Annotated in this window: 20 protein-coding genes; 10 read left to right on the forward strand and 10 right to left on the reverse strand. The window is 65.1% G+C overall.

Going from position 1 to position 16,942, the window contains the following annotated elements:
- The first annotated feature begins 37 nt into the window (after nucleotides 1-37).
- The 4 genes from VJ109_RS03325 to VJ109_RS03340 all read left to right on the forward strand — a co-directional run bounded on the left by VJ109_RS03325 (nucleotide 38) and on the right by VJ109_RS03340 (nucleotide 2,314).
- Nucleotides 38-238: a hypothetical protein gene (locus VJ109_RS03325; protein WP_324758980.1), complete on the forward strand. Its 201-nt coding sequence runs from the start codon at nucleotides 38-40 to the stop codon at nucleotides 236-238.
- 57 nt (nucleotides 239-295) lie between these two features.
- Nucleotides 296-1,531 carry a hypothetical protein gene (locus tag VJ109_RS03330; protein ID WP_324758981.1) on the forward strand — a complete coding sequence of 412 codons (1,236 nt, stop codon included), beginning with the start codon at nucleotides 296-298 and terminating at the stop codon, nucleotides 1,529-1,531.
- Between the two features lie 89 nt (nucleotides 1,532-1,620).
- Nucleotides 1,621-1,980: an ArsR/SmtB family transcription factor gene (locus tag VJ109_RS03335; protein ID WP_324758983.1), complete on the forward strand. Its 360-nt coding sequence runs from the start codon at nucleotides 1,621-1,623 to the stop codon at nucleotides 1,978-1,980.
- A gap of 1 nt (nucleotide 1,981) precedes the next feature.
- Nucleotides 1,982-2,314, forward strand: a complete 333-nt coding sequence (locus VJ109_RS03340) for a DUF7521 family protein (protein ID WP_324758984.1) — start codon at nucleotides 1,982-1,984, stop codon at nucleotides 2,312-2,314.
- Between the two features lie 28 nt (nucleotides 2,315-2,342).
- On the opposite strand, the gene rocF is transcribed toward VJ109_RS03340, so the two are convergent.
- Nucleotides 2,343-3,257 carry an arginase gene (gene rocF / locus VJ109_RS03345; RefSeq protein WP_324758986.1) on the reverse strand — a complete coding sequence of 305 codons (915 nt, stop codon included), beginning with the start codon at nucleotides 3,255-3,257 and terminating at the stop codon, nucleotides 2,343-2,345.
- A gap of 70 nt (nucleotides 3,258-3,327) precedes the next feature.
- Here rocF and VJ109_RS03350 point away from each other — a divergent pair, with 70 nt between their 5' ends.
- Nucleotides 3,328-4,887, forward strand: coding sequence for a receiver/sensor box histidine kinase (locus VJ109_RS03350; RefSeq protein WP_324758988.1), 1,560 nt, complete (start codon nucleotides 3,328-3,330; stop codon nucleotides 4,885-4,887).
- Nucleotides 4,888-4,988: 101 nt separating this feature from the next.
- On the opposite strand, the gene VJ109_RS03355 is transcribed toward VJ109_RS03350, so the two are convergent.
- Nucleotides 4,989-5,906 carry an NAD-dependent epimerase/dehydratase family protein gene (locus VJ109_RS03355; protein WP_324758990.1) on the reverse strand — a complete coding sequence of 306 codons (918 nt, stop codon included), beginning with the start codon at nucleotides 5,904-5,906 and terminating at the stop codon, nucleotides 4,989-4,991.
- Nucleotides 5,907-6,009: 103 nt separating this feature from the next.
- On the opposite strand from VJ109_RS03355, the gene VJ109_RS03360 reads away from it, so the two are divergent.
- From VJ109_RS03360 to VJ109_RS03370, 3 genes are all read left to right on the forward strand, one after another.
- Nucleotides 6,010-6,543, forward strand: a complete 534-nt coding sequence (locus VJ109_RS03360) for an HTH domain-containing protein (protein WP_276180423.1) — start codon at nucleotides 6,010-6,012, stop codon at nucleotides 6,541-6,543.
- A 129-nt stretch (nucleotides 6,544-6,672) separates the two neighbouring features.
- Nucleotides 6,673-7,836 (forward strand): NAD(P)/FAD-dependent oxidoreductase, encoded by a 1,164-nt coding sequence (locus VJ109_RS03365; protein WP_324758992.1) that lies wholly within the window; start codon nucleotides 6,673-6,675, stop codon nucleotides 7,834-7,836.
- Between the two features lie 224 nt (nucleotides 7,837-8,060).
- Nucleotides 8,061-8,450, forward strand: a complete 390-nt coding sequence (locus VJ109_RS03370) for a zinc ribbon domain-containing protein (protein ID WP_324758993.1) — start codon at nucleotides 8,061-8,063, stop codon at nucleotides 8,448-8,450.
- A 76-nt stretch (nucleotides 8,451-8,526) separates the two neighbouring features.
- Here VJ109_RS03370 and VJ109_RS03375 read toward each other — a convergent pair whose 3' ends face one another.
- The 5 genes from VJ109_RS03375 to VJ109_RS03395 all read right to left on the reverse strand — a co-directional run bounded on the left by VJ109_RS03375 (nucleotide 8,527) and on the right by VJ109_RS03395 (nucleotide 12,225).
- Complete coding sequence (locus VJ109_RS03375) at nucleotides 8,527-9,351, reverse strand: nucleoside phosphorylase (RefSeq protein ID WP_324758995.1); 825 nt, start codon at nucleotides 9,349-9,351, stop codon at nucleotides 8,527-8,529.
- On the reverse strand, nucleotides 9,348-9,740 hold the full coding sequence (gene cdd / locus VJ109_RS03380) for a cytidine deaminase (RefSeq protein ID WP_434737270.1): 393 nt from the start codon (nucleotides 9,738-9,740) through the stop codon (nucleotides 9,348-9,350). The genes VJ109_RS03375 and cdd overlap by 4 nt, the downstream gene beginning before the upstream one ends.
- 90 nt (nucleotides 9,741-9,830) lie before the next feature.
- Nucleotides 9,831-11,192, reverse strand: coding sequence for a phosphohexomutase domain-containing protein (locus tag VJ109_RS03385; protein WP_324758997.1), 1,362 nt, complete (start codon nucleotides 11,190-11,192; stop codon nucleotides 9,831-9,833).
- An 80-nt stretch (nucleotides 11,193-11,272) separates the two neighbouring features.
- On the reverse strand, nucleotides 11,273-12,004 hold the full coding sequence (psmB, locus tag VJ109_RS03390) for an archaeal proteasome endopeptidase complex subunit beta (RefSeq protein ID WP_276180411.1): 732 nt from the start codon (nucleotides 12,002-12,004) through the stop codon (nucleotides 11,273-11,275).
- A gap of 50 nt (nucleotides 12,005-12,054) precedes the next feature.
- Nucleotides 12,055-12,225 carry a hypothetical protein gene (locus VJ109_RS03395; RefSeq protein WP_276180409.1) on the reverse strand — a complete coding sequence of 57 codons (171 nt, stop codon included), beginning with the start codon at nucleotides 12,223-12,225 and terminating at the stop codon, nucleotides 12,055-12,057.
- A 254-nt stretch (nucleotides 12,226-12,479) separates the two neighbouring features.
- On the opposite strand from VJ109_RS03395, the gene VJ109_RS03400 reads away from it, so the two are divergent.
- Both VJ109_RS03400 and VJ109_RS03405 read left to right on the forward strand, forming a co-directional pair.
- The gene (locus VJ109_RS03400) at nucleotides 12,480-12,848 is read left to right on the forward strand and encodes a DUF555 domain-containing protein (RefSeq protein WP_276180407.1); all 369 of its coding nucleotides are present in this window, start codon (nucleotides 12,480-12,482) and stop codon (nucleotides 12,846-12,848) included.
- Between the two features lie 46 nt (nucleotides 12,849-12,894).
- Nucleotides 12,895-13,437 carry a CBS domain-containing protein gene (locus tag VJ109_RS03405; RefSeq protein WP_324759001.1) on the forward strand — a complete coding sequence of 181 codons (543 nt, stop codon included), beginning with the start codon at nucleotides 12,895-12,897 and terminating at the stop codon, nucleotides 13,435-13,437.
- Nucleotides 13,438-13,733: 296 nt separating this feature from the next.
- Here VJ109_RS03405 and purM read toward each other — a convergent pair whose 3' ends face one another.
- The 3 genes from purM to VJ109_RS03425 are packed head-to-tail and all read right to left on the reverse strand — an operon-like array spanning nucleotide 13,734 to nucleotide 16,906.
- Complete coding sequence (gene purM, locus VJ109_RS03415) at nucleotides 13,734-14,726, reverse strand: phosphoribosylformylglycinamidine cyclo-ligase (protein WP_324759003.1); 993 nt, start codon at nucleotides 14,724-14,726, stop codon at nucleotides 13,734-13,736.
- Between the two features lie 42 nt (nucleotides 14,727-14,768).
- Nucleotides 14,769-15,401: a site-2 protease family protein gene (locus VJ109_RS03420; protein ID WP_324759004.1), complete on the reverse strand. Its 633-nt coding sequence runs from the start codon at nucleotides 15,399-15,401 to the stop codon at nucleotides 14,769-14,771.
- Nucleotides 15,398-16,906 (reverse strand): TraB/GumN family protein, encoded by a 1,509-nt coding sequence (locus VJ109_RS03425; protein WP_324759006.1) that lies wholly within the window; start codon nucleotides 16,904-16,906, stop codon nucleotides 15,398-15,400. The genes VJ109_RS03420 and VJ109_RS03425 overlap by 4 nt, the downstream gene beginning before the upstream one ends.
- Nucleotides 16,907-16,942: the final 36 nt, after the last annotated feature.

Genomic DNA, 16,942 nt, shown 5'->3' on the forward strand with positions numbered 1-16,942 from the left:
CGTAACGAATAGCAGTGTTCCGTCGGGACGGTGGCACATGTCCGCCGACAGGTCCCCCTCGGACTGGACGAGTCCGGAATACGTCGCGACGGTCGTCGGCGTCCTCGCGACCGGGGCGCTCGTGTTCTACAGTTCGCTAACTCCGTCCGGCCCGACTGTCGACGAGATCGTGTTCGTCGTGCTCGCGATTACCCTCCCCGCGACTGTCGCGTACGAACTCGCACGCCGACTGGGCTGATCCACAGGCATAATTCTGTCGCCGGTTGCGCTGAGCCGCAACCCGACCTTTTATATAATGCACCCGGGGTCCGATAGTCGACACGCGATGGTTCCCGACGAGACGACACGACGCGAGGCCCTCCGACTCGCCGCGGGATCGCTCGCGGCCGGGACGGGAGCGAGCCTGAGTGGCTGTACCTCCGCACTGCCACCGCTTGGCTCGCAACTCGATTTCGGTCGTGTCGACGTTCCCGACCCCGACGAACCGACGTACAGACAGTGGCTTCCGGCGCCCTCCCGGATCGCCGACGACCGTCGACACTACAACGTGTTGTTCCGGCGGCCGACAGCCATCGACTACATCGCTCCCGTGCGCTTTGCTGTCCCGAAGAAGTCCCTGCTGACCGATCTCGACTACGTCGGCGTCGACTACCCGGAGTACGACCGCCTGCTCTCGACGCCGTTCGGCGTCGTCCTCGACGGACAGTTCGACGCCTCGACGGTCACCGAGGCGCTTGCCGACACCGGCTACGGCCGCGAGGGGGCGTACCACGAGTACGACCTGTTCACCCGAAGTGACGACCCGCGAACGGTCGCGCTCCGGGACGGGACCGTCGTGTTCGCCAGCGAGCGCGCTCACGGGACCCCGGACATCCGGGCGCTCGCCGACGCCGAGGCGGGCCGGACCGACCGCTACCACGAGGTCAGCGACCGGTTTGCCCGGGCGAGTACGGCCATCGGCGAGAGCCGGATGGTCGAGTTCCGCCGGCCGAACGAAGCCCGCAATTGGCTCAAAGCCGAGGCGTTCCGCTTCGAGGGCGAGACTGCCTATCACGTCGTCACACACCACTACCCGGACGACGAGGCGGTGCCGACCGATCGGCTCAAACAGCGCAGCGTCCAGAAGACGCTGCTGACCCGCGAGGTGGACGCGTTCCACTACGAGGAACGCGGACAGATGGCGACGGTCGCCGGTCGGGTCCCGCCCGGCGAGGGACTCGATCCGGCGACGGAGCCGTACCCGCCACACGCAGCCTGGGGCGGGGCCGTCGACTCCGGGACCGTGACGCTCCGCCACGAGGCCGGCGAGACCGTCGACGCGGCGAACCTCCGGTACGAACTGCGCTCCCCGGCCGGAACCACCGTACAGAGCGGGGCACCGTGGTCCGGTACCGAGACAGTCCGGGCCGGCGATACCACGACCGTCTCCCTGGACGGATCGACCGACGTAGCCCGGTTTGTCCTCCAGTTCACGGCCGAGGGTGCCAGCTACGGCTCGGTGTTCACCCTCGAAACGGGGGGAGACGGATGAGTGTGGCGACCGCATCCACCGACCGGCAGGCCTGGTCCCCGTCGCCAGCGGTCGAGCCCCGACACCACGGGAGGTTATTTCACCAGCGCATGACAGAGACACCTGTGTCAGAGGACACCGACCTGTCGACCGTCGTCGGCCTCCTCGACGACGAACACGCCCGGTCGATCCTCGTGGCGACGAGCGAGGAACCGCTGTCGGCGACGGAGCTGAGCGAACGGTGTGACGTCTCCGTCTCCTCGATCTACCGTCGCCTCGACCGGCTGGCGGAGGCAGACCTGCTTGACGAGCAGACCCGGCCGCGACGCGACGGCCATCACGAGACGGTGTACGTCTCCCTGCTGGACCGGTTCGAACTCACGATCGAGGACGGAACCCTGGAGTGGACCGTAGAAGGGACCGAGACCGACGTTGCCGACGAACTCACTCGACTCTGGGGGAACTTCTGAGATGGTCGCTGTCGGTTCGCTCACCGGGGTACTCACCGGCGCTGCGGCGACCGGATCGGCGGTGATCGGCCTCTACATCGGGTATCACGCCTACCGGGGGCTCCGTCGCCACGGCGATCCGGCGATGCGGTATCTCTCGGTCGGCATGATCGTCCTGTTCGGCGTCACCTATCTGGTGGCCCTACTCGGACAGGGACTGATCGCCTCCCACGTCGTCGGCATCCGCTACCAAGACAGCTTCCGCCTGGTCGTCAGGCTCCTCCAGTTTACCGGACTCGTGCTCATCGCGTACTCGCTCCGGCTCGCAACCGACGGCGGCGTGTTGTCCCGCTGAACCAGCCGTCGTAGTCACCGACGGGCGGTCAGAGAATCCGCTCGCCGAACGCACTCGAAACGAGTTCACAGGCCAGTTCCGCCGTCCGATTGTGTTCGTCGAGGATCGGGTTGACCTCCACGACTTCCATCGATCGGAGCGAGGCCCTGTTGTCGGCGACGTGCTCCATGGCGATGTGTGCCTCCCGGTAGGAGACACCGCCCCTGACGGGTGTCCCGACGCCGGGCGCTTCCGTCGGATCGAGCCAGTCCAGATCCAGCGAGACGTGGATCGCGTCGGTGCCGTCGGTAGCGATAGCGAGCGCCTCCTGGACGACCGTCGAGGCCCCACGGGTGTCGATGTCGGACATCGTAAAGGCCGTCACGTCGCTCTCGGTGAGCAACTCCCGCTCGCCCTCGTCGAGGCTCCGTAGTCCGACGAGGACGACGTTCTCCTCGCTGACGCCCGGAACACGCGCCCACGGTGTTTCCCCGAACCGCCCCTTCCCGAGAATCCCGGCCAGCGACATCCCGTGGATGTTGCCGCTCGGCGTCGTCCGTGGGGTGTTGAAATCCCCGTGTGCGTCGAACCAGACGATTCCGAGTTCCTCGTCGGGATCGGTCGCTCCGTCGACGGTTCCCATGGCGATCGAGTGGTCACCACCGAGAACCAGCGGGAACTCGCCGTCGGCACGTGTCGCCGCAACAGCCGCCGAGAGATCCGCACAGACCTCCCGTGTCTCGGGGAGGAACTTCGCACGACCGTCCGGGAGGTCGTTCGCGTCCGGATCGCCCGCCTCCGGTCGTGGAACGGCGATATCACCGCCGTCGATACAGTCGAACCCGAGATCGTCGAGCCGATCCGCGAGGCCACCGTACCGGATGGCCGACGGTCCCATGTCGACGCCCCGGCGGTCGGCGCCCAGATCCATCGGGACTCCCAGGACACGCACGTTCTGTCGCATACATTCAGTATAAACGGTCTCAGTAAAAAATGGTGCCAGTTAAGTTAGTCTACCGAGTACCTTTGGGACAATGGAACAATGCGAGTCGGACCACTCCACCGAAGGGTCGATCCACGTTCTCGTCGTCGATCCCAACTCGGCACGGGGGGATCGACTCGCGGACTCTCTGGAAAGACAGGGTGCCATCGAAGGATACGGGAGTGTGTCTGTCAGCGAAGCCATCGACCGACTGGCGTGGCCCGATATCGACTGTCTGGTCGTTCGCCACGGCACTGAGGGGTTCGACGCCGTCGAGGCAGCCGACGCGATCCGTGAGAAACACCCCTGTCTCCCGATCGTCCTGTTTACGACCGTCGCGGACTCGACGATCGCGGAACAGGCCGTCGGGACTGCAGTCGACGAGTTCGTCGACGGCACCGACGGTGACGCGATGGCTCGACTCGCGGCCACCGTCGAAGACGCCGCACTGGATTCGAGCGCACAGAAAGGACTGACGACACCACCCCTCGACGAGAACCCAACGCCGAACGTCGATTCCGGGGCTGTCGAGGAGTTGCTGGCCGAGGGCATCGATGCGGGCCGCCTCTCGCAACTCCTCCACAAGAGCCGGCTGTTCGATACGATCATGGAGTCGATTCCAGTCCACCTCTATATCAAGGACGCCGACGCGCGTCACCTCTACGTGGGAACCGGCTACTTCGAGGAGCCACTGGAGGAGTTCATCGGAAATACCGACCCCGAGATCGGACTCTTCGCCGGCAGGCAAGCGCTACGAGCCCACCGAGAGGACAGCCACGTCATCGAATCGGGCGAGCCAATCCTGAACAAGGTCGAATACCTGCCGATGATCGACCAGTGGAACCTCACCTCGAAGGTCCCCTGGCACGGCCCCGACGGGGAGGTCGTCGGACTCATCGGTGTGACCCGTGATATCTCGGCCCGCAAGGAACGCCAGGAGGAGGTCAAACGCCAGAACGAGCGGCTCGAACGGTTCTCGAAGATGGTCAGTCACGACCTCAGGAACCCGCTGCAGTTGGCGACGATGCGGCTCGAACTCGCTCGCCGGGCCGACGACCCGACGCCACACCTCGACGACATCGACGAGGCACTGCAGCGGATGGATAGCCTCATCGAAGACGTACTCGCACTGGCGAGACAGGGCAAACAGGTCGTCAGTCCCGAACCAGTCGAACTCGACGGCATCCTCCGGACAGCCTGGAGTTCGGTCGACGCCCCGGGAGCGACGTTCGTGATCGACTCTCCACCCGGGGTGGTCTTGGGTGACAAGGGACGATTGCGACAGTTGGTGGCCAACGTCTTCCGGAACGCGATCGAACACGGTGGACCGTCAGTGACAGTCACCGTCGGGCAACTCCCGGACGACACCGGGTTCTACATCGAAGACGACGGCCCTGGGTTCCCGAACCCGAATAACGCCGACCTGTTCGAGGTCGGCTACACCACCAGCGAGACGGGAACCGGGCTCGGGCTCTCGATCGTCGCGGAAATCGCCGACGCACACGGCTGGACCGTCCGTGTGGGGACGAGAGACGAGGGCGGTGCACGGCTAGAGTTTGCGGACGTCGAGCGGCCGTCCGGCAGGTGCGACACCGAGGCTGACAAAAACTGAGGGGAACCCCGGCCCAGCGAGGGACGACTGTGACGGGTCCCCCGCTTCGATCGGCTCAGCGTCTTCCCGTCAACTCTCGATCTGTGGCCACTCGTCGGTACTCACGTATACTGTTCACAGACCCGTTCGATTCCGTCCTCGAACGAGATCTGGGGCTCCCAGCCGGTCGCCTCGTTGATCTTCGAATAATCGCCACAGGTGTCGTGGACGTAGACGTCTTCGGGGATCGGGTTCTCGACGAACTCGGGGTCGATGTCGGTCCCGAGTTCGTCGTTGAGCATCTCGACGACAGTCAGGAAATCGTATGCGTCGCCGGTTCCCAGGTTGTAAACGCCGTTCAGTTCGTGGTCGGCGGCCTGTTCGAGTCCGCGGACGATATCCGTGACGTGCGTGAAATCACGGGTCTGAGTGCCGTCGCCGTACAACACCGGTGGTTCGCCATTGGCCATGTCGTCGGCGAACTGTGCGATGACGTTGGCGTACTCACCTTTGTGTTCCTCGGCCCCACCGTAGCCCTGGTAGACGGAGAAAAACCGCATCCCGGCGAGCGAGAGATCGTAGTGGTTGTGGAAGTATTCGGCGTACGTCTCGCGGGCCATCTTCGAGGCCTCGTAGCCGGTGTTGACCGTCACGTCCATCTCCTCGGGGGAGGGCGCTGTCTGACTGCCGTAGATCGACGACGTGGAGGCGTAGACGACGGTGTCACAGCCGTCGTCACGGGCCTGTTCGACCGTGTTGACGAACCCCTCGACGTTGACCCGAGCGCCGTGGGTCGGGTTGTCCTCGTGCATCTGATAGGAGGACAGCGCCGCCAGATGGAACACGACATCGACATCCGTCGGGAGATCGTCCTCGACGACGCTACGCTCGACGTACTCGACCTCCTCGGAGACGTTTGTCGGCGTCCCGAGATAGCCGTCGTCGACCACGATCACGTCGTTGTCCGCCGCCAGCGAGTTCGCGAGGTTCGACCCGATGAATCCGCCACCACCGGTAACCAACACGCGTTGACCGTTCATGTTTGTCCCACGTATACCGACTGACAAGTGGGTATCGGTTGCGGGTCACCGGTATGGACCCACCACCGTCGCTTTTAAGGACGGTTGTACCGAACGAAATATTATGTCATCGATAGAACTGACTCCGAGTCAAAAAAATATCTTACAGGAACTCGTAAACCTCTACCGCGAGAGTGAGAGTGCCGTCAAAGGCGAAGATATTGCGGAGAAAGTCGACCGGAACCCCGGGACGATCCGTAACCAGATGCAGAGCCTGAAGGCGCTCCAACTCGTCGAAGGCGTTCCTGGCCCGAAAGGCGGGTACAAACCGACTGCGACGGCCTACGACGCCCTCCAGATCCAGGATATGGACCAGGCAGCCGAGGTCCCGCTTCGGCACAACGGCGAACTCGTCGAGAACGCAAACGTCGAGGAGATCGACCTCACGAGCGTCCACCATCCCGAGGAGTGTCGCGCCGAGATACAACTGCAGGGGTCGATCTCGCAGTTCCACGAGGGCGATTCGGTTACTGTCGGCCCGACACCGCTCTCGAAGCTCCAGATCATCGGGACCCTCGAAGGGAAAGACGACACGAACAACAAGCTCATCCTGACGATCGACGATATGCGGGCACCGGCCGGAGAACCGGAGCACTGACCGGCCCGACTCTCTGCTGTTCTCTTTTCCGTTACCGCATGCGAATCTATCACGAACGATTATCCGGGAAAGCAGTGCTCTGACAGCGATTTCAAAGCCTTTGTATCACCGGACTACCGAGCCCCCTGTATGACAGACCACGTTGTCGTTCTCGGCGCAGGGTATGCCGGTGCTGGCACCATAAACAGCCTCGAATCCGAACTGAACGGCGAGGCGGACATCACCTGGATCTCCGATACGGACTACCACCTCGTGCTCCACGAGTCCCACCGCTGTATCCGTGACCCGAGCGTTCAGGAGAAGATCTCGATCCCGGTCCACGAGATCAAAGAGCCAAGCACCGCGTTCATCCAGGACGAGGTCACCGGTATCGACACCGAGGATCGGCAGGTCGAACTGGCCGACAGCGACGACGTCGAGTACGACTACTTGCTGGCCGGGCTGGGCACCAGTACCGCGTTCTTCGGCATCGACGGTCTCGAAGAGTACGCACACACGCTCAAGAATCTCGACGACGCGCTGGGTATCCACGACGCGATCCAGCAGGCCTCCCGCGAGGCCTCCCGGAACGACCCCGCACAGATCGTCGTCGGCGGTGCCGGCCTGTCGGGCATCCAGACGTGTGGCGAGATCGCGGAGTTCCGTGACGATCACCGTGCGCCGCTTGACATCCACCTCGTCGAGGGGCTGGACGAGATCTTCCCCGGGAACGACCCCGAACTCCAGGGTGCGCTGCGCAAGCGCCTGGAGAACCGCGACGTGAACATCATGTGTGGCGAGTTCATCGGCGAGGTCGACGAGGAAACCGTCTACATCGGTGACGACGAGGAACTCGACTACGACGTGCTCATCTGGACCGGCGGCATCACCGGCCGGGAGTGTATGCAGGACGTCGATCTTGACAAGGACGAGCGCAACCACCGCATCCACGCGGAAGGTGACTTCCAGACGGAAGACGAGCGCGTCTTCGCCATCGGCGACTGTGCACTGATCGACCAGCCCGGCGAGAACCCCGCCCCGCCGACGGCCCAGGCAGCATGGCAGGCCGCCGAGGTCGCCGGCGAGAACCTCGCCCGCGCGGTCCGTGGCCAGCCGCTGAAGACCTGGACCCACAAGGACAAGGGGACCGTCATCTCCGTCGGCGAGCAAGCCGTCGCCCACGACGTCGTGAACGTTCCCATCGACACGTTCGGCGGACTGCCGGCGAAGATGCTCAAGAAGGGCATCGCCGCCCGCTGGATCTCCGACGTGACCGGCTTCGGCCGCGCCGCGAAGGCGTGGCCCGACATGTAGAACCGCGTTCTGACGATCACTTCGTGTTCGACGGGCTCTGCGAAGTGACCCGTTCATCACACAGCCGTTTCGTGCCCGTTCACCCGGACGACCGGTCCGCTCGACTGGCAGAGGTGGCCGGAATTTCGGCCTGCGGTCCCGTTTCGACGAGCTACCGGAAGACAGTGGTCGCGGGGCGTCCTGGACACTAGACCTATTTAGTATCGTGTCATCGACTCCCACAAATGGCTCCCGACGACAGCAAGACGGACGGCGGCAGCGACTCCCCCCAGCCCTCCTACGTCCACTGTCCCGACTGCGGAACGAAGGCGTCCGCGGACTGGTCGTTTTGCAGAAACTGTGAAGCATCGCTCAGCGACGCGGAGCCCGCGGAGAGAACGTTCAGCGGGGACGACAGGCACAGCTCGGAGTCCATCGGTGAGGAGACGGGCTGTCCGAAGTGCGGTCACACGGACGCGGAGGTCGACAACATCACCACGACCGGTGAGGGCGTCACCCGGCTCCTCGACATTCAGAACCGGCGGTGCAAAGCGGTTTCCTGTACCAGATGTGGGTACACGGAGTTCTACAAGGGACAGGACGCGAGCGTAGTGCTCGACCTCTTCATCGGATGAGACCGACGACGGGTGGGTGTACTACTCCGCCTACAGCCCGGAACCAAAGCGTTGGGACGGAGAGACACACCGACCGCTACCGGTCGATCGAGAGCCCGGCGTGCCACCGGTCGGCGTCGGCGGCGGCGACGGCCTCGTCCATCCGTTCGAGGTAGGTCACGGCGAGGCTGGCACAGTTCGCGGCCTTGCGCTCGCCCTCGGTACGGAACTCGCCGGTGACGCGGTTGGCGTACACCGTACAGACGGCGCCGGCGCGTAGACCGTAGAGGCCGGCGAGCGTGAGAATGCTCGCGGCCTCCATCTCGAAGTTGAGGACGCCGGCCTCGCGGAGTTCGTCGAGTCGTTCCTCCGTGCCGCGGGCCTCGAAGCCGCCGAATCCCGGCCGTGACTGGCCAGCATAGAAACTATCCGTCGAACAGGTCACCCCGAGGTGGTAGTCGTAGTCGAGTTCCTCGGCGGCGGCGACCAGCGCCGAGACGACCCGGTGGTCGGCGCTTGCGGGGTAATCCTCGCGGACGTACTCGTCGCTGGTCCCCTCCTGACGGACCGCACCAGTCGTGATGACCAGATCCCCGACGCTAGCTTCCTCGCGGATCGTGCCACAGGAACCGACCCGAAGGAACGTGTCGGCACCGACCCGGGCCAGCTCCTCGACGGCGATCGCGGCCGACGGGGAGCCGATCCCCGTAGAGGTGACCGAGATGGGCGTTCCCTCGTGGGTACCAGTCGCGGTACGGTACTCCCGGTGGTTGCCGACGATTTCGTGGTCCTCCCAGCCGTCGACGACCTTCGCAACCCGTTCGGGGTTGCCCGGCAACAGGACACTGTCGGCGACGTCGCCGGGACCGACTTCGAGGTGGTACTGCTCGTCGTCGTTGGGATCTTCGCTGTCGCCGGTCATACGTCCAGGTGGGCCTTCGTGATGGTGTTTGGAAGCAGTTCCCCCAGCGTGTACTCGCTGACTTCGCCGTCGCCCTCGTCGCAGTAGATCGGCAGGTCCTCGCCACAGAACTCCGCGAGCGACTGCCGACACATCCCACAGGGCGTGACACCGTCGCGCTTGTCCGAGGCGACCGCGAGGCGAGCGAACTCGCGGTGGCCGTCCTGGACCGCTTTGCTCAGCGCGAGTTCCTCGGCGTGGATGCTGTTGCTGTAGTTGGCGTTCTCGATGTTACAGCCGGTGTAGACGGCTCCGTCGGCCGTCTCGATAGCGGCACCGACCCGGTACTCGGAGTAGGGGGCATAGGAATTCCCGATAGCCGTCCGGGCTGTCTCCAGCAGGTCGTTCATACCGGGGCAACTCGTGGGACGGGCAAATACCCACCGGCGCCGCCGGGACAGCACCGAGAGACAGTCTGTACGGTCGGACGGAGCGCCGACTCAGCCCTCGGACTGTGCGGCGACGGCGTCTGCGACCGTCTCGACGACGCCCTCGACGAGCGCGTCGACGTCGTCGCTCTCGGCGTAGACCCGGACGTACGGTTCGGTCCCGCTGGGGCGGACCAGCGTCCAGGACCCGTCTTCGAACGAGAGTCGGACACCGTACTCCGTCGAGACACCAGCCTCGGGGTAGGCGGCGGGCAGTGATTCCGTCAACGTCTCCATGGCGTCCGCCTTCGCGGCGTCCGGACAGTCGACGCTGACTTTCCGGTACGGTCGCTCGGGGACGACCGCTCGCCGGTCGGCCAGCGACTCCGCGGCGAACAACCGGGTCAGGACGGCCGCGCTGACGACGCCGTCGATCCAGCCGCCGAACACCGGGTGGATGTGTTTCCAGGGCTCGCCGGCGAAGACGACCGCAGTCCCCTCGTTGGCGTCGGCCCTGACCCGTGCGATGCCCTCGTGGAGCGCGCCGAGGTGGACCCGTTCGACCCGGCCGCCGGCGGCCGAGACGCGTTCGTCGACCCGCCCGGAGGCGTTCGGCGTCGTCACGACGACGGGGTCATCAGCGGCCGAGGCCCGCGTGTAGTGCTCACCCAGGATCGCCAGGATCGTGTCCTCGTGGACGATCGCGCCGTCGCTGTCGACGACGACGATGCGGTCGCTGTCGCCGTCGTGGCCGATGCCGACATCGACTGCGGTGTCGGCGACGAACGACCGGAACTTCGACAGCGTCTCGGCCGTGGGTTTGCTCTCGCGTGCCGGGAAGTAGCCGTCGACGTTGGCCTCGACGGCACGGACGTTTGCGCCCAGTTCCCGGAGAACCTGTGGCGTCGCGACACCGGACATCCCGTTGCCGCTGTCGACCGCGACCGTCAGGTCGCTGGGATCGCTGCCGTAGTCGCCCGCGTACGCGGCGACCGCCCGGCGGTACTCGGCGAGCGGCTCGACGGGGGTGGTGTCACCCCACCGGCCCCACTCGGTCGGCGCGAGTCCCGCGTCGATGCGCTGGCTGATGCGGCGCTCGGCCTCGCCGTCGTACTCCTGGCCGTCGACGAACAGTTTGATGCCGTTGTCGTGTGGCGGGTTGTGACTCGCCGTGATCATCGCGCCCCGGCGCTCCCGTGACGCCCAGGCCAGCGTCGGCGTCGGTACCGCTCCGACGCGGACGACCGCGACACCGGCGCTTGCCAGTCCTGCGGCGAGTGCGTCGGCCAACGCCGGGGAGGTGATCCGGCCGTCGTACCCGAGCACGAACTCCTCGCCGTCCTGTCCCGCAGCCCGCCCCACCTCCAGCGCGAGTTCGGGGGTCACTCGCTCGACTACGTCTCCTCGAATTCCGGCCGTCCCGAACAGTTCCATACCGCTTCTCGGAACGGCTATCGCTTAGTTCTGTCCTCGCCCGTTTTGCAATGGTGATCGCCACCACCGGAAAAACAGCCTCAGAGCAGTTCGTCGAAGTCGTATCCTTCGATGTCGACGCCGTCGCTCGTGACATCGGCCAGGTAGATGCCGTTGCCCGACCCGGTATCGCGTTCGGCAGCAGCCTTGATCGCGGCGGCGGCGACCTCGCGAGCCTCCTCGTTGGTCATGTCCTCCTCGTAGCGGTCCTCCAGGGTCCCGTAGGCGACGGTCAGCCCGGAGCCGGTAACGGTGTAGTCGTCCTGCATGACGCCGCCGGCGGGGTCGATTGAGTAGACGTGGTGGCCGTCCTCGTCGACGCCCCCGAGGATGGGGTTGATCATGAAGAAGGGGCCGCCACGGGCGAAGTTCCCCGCGAGCGTCGAGAGCGCCTGCATGCTCATGTCTTCACCGCGACGGGCCTCGTAGAGGTTCACTTCGGCCCGCAGCGAGCGGATGAACGACTGGGCGCCGCCGACGCTGCCGACCAGGGTCAGCGCCGCAGTCGGGTGGATCTGTTCGACCTTCTGGACGTTTTTGTTCGAGACGAACCGGCCGCCCAGCGAGGCGCGCATGTCGGTCGCGATGACGACGCCCTCGCTCGTCGCGATCCCGATCGTCGTCGTCCCGGTCTTGTTGACTTTCTCCGTGTCCTGCTCGCTGCGGTCGGGCAGGGAGCCGACCTCCGGCTCGTAGGGATCGGTCTGGAACTCGTCGGTCGACGGGGGACGCTGTCGCTGAGAGAACGGTGAGTCAGGAGTGGTGTCGCGCATTAGCGCTTCTTTCCCGTCGGGCGGTGATAAATCCTCTTCTTGGAACTCCCTTACGCACTCGCCCGGTCGTAGGCCGAGTTCAGTTGGGTCACCAGGCGGTCGATCGGCAGTCGCAGTCCCACGCGCTCGGTGACCATCGCAACCGGCAGGAGTGCGATCCCGAGCAGCAGCGTCAGTTGATACAGTGCGAGCACCGCGGCGGAGTACAGTCGAACGTCCATCGGTCTATAGCACCAGCCAGGGAGAGAGTCGTATATAAACCTTCCGTCGAGTTTAGTGAGAAAAAACCGCCGCAGTCTGGTGGTTTTACGCGACACCCTCTCGTTTGGCTGCTGCTGGCTCAGTGGCCCCGCTTCGAGCGTAACACGAGTGTCGATGAACTGCCTCGTTCGCATAACTTATGGCGATAATGACGGTGACGTGCGCACACCGACGAATCAAAACTATCGAGTAGTCGGCCCACATTGGAGGAGATATGAACTACCTCGTGGCGATGGAAGCAGCCTGGCTGGTTCGTGACGTAGAAGATATCGACGACGCGATCGGTGTTGCCGTGAGCGAAGCAGGCAAGCGCCTCAACGAGGCCGACATGGACTACGTCGAGGTCGAGGTCGGCGCCACCGGGTGTCCCGCTTGCGGGGAGCCGTTCGACTCGGCGTTTATCGCCGCCGACACGGCGCTGGTCGGACTGGTCCTCGAAATGGAAGTGTTCAACGCCGAGTCGACCGAACACGCACAACGGATCGCCAAGAGCGAGATCGGCGGCGCGCTCCGTGATGTCCCGCTGAAAGTCGTCGAATCCTTCGAGACAGAGGCCGACGAGGAATCCGAAGCCGAGGCCTGAGCCGACCGCCGGTGGCTTTTTGTATTACCCCAGGTTATCGGAGGGTATGGACTTACCCACGTCAGCGGACCTCCGGGAACGCCGTACCGAACTCGATCTGACCCAGAGCGAGTTGGCCGACAGGGCCGACGTTTCACAGCCGCTGATCGCACGGATCGAGGGCGGCGACGTCGACCCGCGGCTCTCGACGCTGCGCCGGATCGTCAACGCCCTCGAAGAAGCCGAAGGCGGGATCGTCCGCGCTCGGGATCTGATGAACTCGCCAGTCCACAGCGTCGAACCGGACGATTCGGTCCACAACGCCAAGGAACTGATGGACGGGAAGGGGTTCTCGCAGGTCCCGGTCGTCCGGGACGGCTCCCCCGAGGGACTGATCGGGAACTCGGACATCCGCCAGCGCGACGAGGAGAACGTCGGCGAACTACCGGTCGCCGAAGTGATGAACGAATCGATCACGACCGTCGAACCCGACGCGACCATCGACACCGTCGACGACTACCTCAACCACAACGCCGCCGTCCTGGTCGTCGAGGACGGCCAAACTATCGGCGTCATCACCGAGGCCGACATCGCCCGGACGGTCAGCTGAGCGCCCTGTCGACCGGCCGCACTACTGTAGTTCTAGTCCCCGCACCGCCACGCACTCCTCGCCTTCGCCGACGATTCGTGCGTCTTCGCTGTCCTCGACGACAGCTTCGGCGTCCGCTTCCGGCAGCGCCGCCACGAAGCCGGTCCCGCGACCACTTTTTACTCCTCGGGTTCGACTCGCGGCTTCACCGCGGTCGAACCGCTCGTCACAAAAACGTGGGGCAAAACTCCCTGCTGGCTCACTCCGTTCGCCAGCAGTACGCATCCTCACGTCACCGCAACCGCACCACGACCGCACTACTGTAGTTCTAGTCCCCGCACCGCCACGCACTCCTCGCCCTCAGTGACTTCGCCGACGATCCGCGCGTCCTCGCTGTCCTCGACGACAGCCTCGGCGTCCGCTTCCGGCAGCGCCGCCACGAAGCCGGTCCCCATGTTGAACGTCCGGTGCATCTCCTCGTCGTCGACGGTCCCTTCCTCTTGGACGAACTCGAAGACCGGCTGGGCCTCGAACGGATCGGTGATCTCGTAGCGGTGCTCGCCCATCCGCGTGAGGTTCGTCCAGCCGCCGCCGGTGACGTGGGCGGCGGCGTGAGTTTCGTGGGCGCGCAGCGTCGGCAACACGTCGGTGTAGATACGAGTCGGTGTCAGCAGTTCCTCGGCGATCGTCCGGTCCGGGTTCGGCGGGAACGGGTCGGTGTACTCGTGGTCACGGGTGACCGCTTCGCGGGCCAGCGTGAGCCCGTTCGAGTGGATACCCGAGGACGGCCAACCGACGATCGCGTCGCCGACCTCGGCTTCACCGGGGAAGACGGCGTCTTTCGGCGCCAGGCCGGCACAGGTGCCGGCGATGTCCAGGCCCTTGATCACGTCGGGCATCACCGCCGTCTCGCCGCCGACGAGTGCGACACCCGCCCGCTCGGCGCCCTCGCGCAGGCCCGCACCGATCGCCTCGCTGGTCTCCTCGTCGGGGACTTCGACAGCCAGATAGTCGACGAAGGCGACGGGTTCGACGCCTGTAGCGACGAGGTCGTTGACGTTCATCGCCATGCAGTCGATCCCGATGGTCGAGTAGTCGTCGATCGCCTCGGCGACGAGCAGTTTCGTCCCGACGCCGTCGGTCGCCAGCGCGAGGTACTGATCGCCGATATCGACCAGGCCCGCGTAGTCCCCCTCGAACTCGCCGGCGGCGCCGATGAGTGCCATCGTAGCCGCCTCGCTCTCGTCGATGTCGACGCCGGTCTGGGCGTACGTGAGTCCCTCTTCTTCGGGGTCGTCCTCGGCTGTCATGTCCGAGAGGGTGCGGGGCGCGGGCAAAAGCCCATCGTTCCATCAGAGCACGAACAGCGCGCCGATGCCGAGCAGGATCGACGGCACGGCCACGACGAGGAACACGCCGGTACTCCACTCGCGGACCTTCCGGCCGTCCAGCGGACCGAACGGAATCATGTTGAACCCGGCCAGCAGGAGGTTGATCTGGAGGCCGCGGCTGGCGAGGTCCCAGAGAAAGCCGCCGACACCGCTGGTGGCGAACGCGAGATACGGAACGAGAAAGACCACTGCCAGTCCGATGTTCGTCACCGGCCCGGCCAGCGCGATGAGACCGTTCTCCTTGGGCGTGATCCGTCCGCGATGGACGACGGCACCGGGCGCAGCGAAGAGAAATCCCACGAGCGCGCCGACGATCGCGAAGCCCAGCATCCGGTAGTCGGCTTTGAACGCGGCGACCTGGCCGAAGCGGATCGCGACGACCTTGTGTGCGAGTTCGTGGAGCAGGAAGGCGACGCCGACGGTCAGCAGGCTGACCACGAGGGTCCGTATGACGACGCCGACGGAGACCCCGCCGACGGTCCCGAGGAGCGCATCGGTCAGCCGCGGTTCCAGCAGGAGCGTAAACGCGAGCCCCAGCGCCAGCCAGGCGACGAACAGGTCCTGGAGTTCCTGACGAGTGAACGTCAGGTTCACCTCACCACCCCCCAGAGGAGGTCCGCGCTGTTGCGGGCACCGCGGAGCATCAAGCGGGCGACCCCGTCGACGCCCCCGATCTCCTGTGAGAAGTACGGTAACAGGACCGTCGCGAACAGGAAACTCGCGATCATGCTCCCGACGTTTGTCAGCGCGACGATCATGATGAGCCGGAAGAGCGGCACCGCACGCAACCGCTTGATGAGGTCGAGGATCGGCGACTCCTCGTCGGCGAGGATCTCGTTCAGCGTCGCGATATCGCCGACGTTGACCGAGATGTACCGCAACTCGACGTAACCGGCGAACCAGCCCGGTGCGAGCAGGGGGTTGACGCTGGTCATCCAGGCGACCCCGCCGCCGACGAGCGAACTCGTCCAGTGGGCGCCGGCCAGTCGGGCGAGCCCCGCGGCGATGATACCGTTGATGAAAAACCAGGCGCCGAACAGTCGCAGGAGGAACGCGTCGTTGACGCCCGCCATCACGAGCAGGACGAAAAACACCAAGAAGCCGACTGTCATCACGTATCCCAGGAGTTTGTACACCGAGAACCGGCTTCCCGTCTCTTTCCCGGTCAACGACTCCATGGGCGGGAGTTCCCCGGGGTGCTCCAGATACCGCTCGATCCCCTCCCTGTGTCCGGCGCCGACGACGGCAACCACGTCGTAGCCGGCGTCACGGAGCGCAACGAGCCGGTGGGCGATATAGGCGTCCCGTTCGTCGATCAGTGCCTCGGCGCCGCCCGGCGAGAACCGCCGGAACTCCTCCATCATGGCGCTGACGGCGTCGGTGTCGGTCAGTTGCTCCATGTCGAACTCGTCGATCTCCTCTTCACTGTGGAGTTGCGTGACGAACGCGGCGACAGGGACACCGATCCCTGCGGTCACGAGGACGCCGACGAGGACGGTGTTCAGGACGGAGGCCAGCGAGCCGACGGCGGCGGTCGGGATCAGGACCGGCCAGCCGACGACACCTGAGACGACGGCCGCCATCACACCGAAGACGGCACCGATAGTGAGGCCGACGGTCAGTGGCGGCCCCATCTCGGCCATGAGACTTCCGAGTAGTTTCAGTTTCTCCAGTGCGGTGAGCCGGGACCAGAACCGCTGGACGGTCGTCTGGATATCGCGGTCGACGAGCGCGACACCGAGCCCGTGTTGCTCGGCCGTGTCGATCGCGGCCTGCATGTCGGCACCAGGTTCGATATCGAACCGGTCACCCAGACGTGCCTGGATGTACGAGAGCATCCAGTACGCGAGAAACTGGAAGACAGTGTTCCCACGGAGGAGATCGCCGGCGTCGAGGTCGTCGGGGGTCTCCCCTTGCATCTGCCGGTAGCGACCCTCGTCGAGTTCGACAGCGACGATGTCGGGCTGCTCCTCGGTGATGCGTTCCCGTACTTCCTCGACGCTGTGCTCCGAGACGTGGGCGGTACCGACGACACGGACACGGCCGGCGCCCGACGGCTCCGGGAGTCCGTCTGCCACCGACTCCGCGTGTTCGGTCATCAACCGCTCTACACAGTCGGGTCCTTTACCCTTGTC

Origin of the sequence: Haloarcula montana, from assembly GCF_035666295.1 — an archaeon.
GTDB classification, from domain to species: Archaea; Halobacteriota; Halobacteria; order Halobacteriales; family Haloarculaceae; genus Haloarcula; species Haloarcula montana.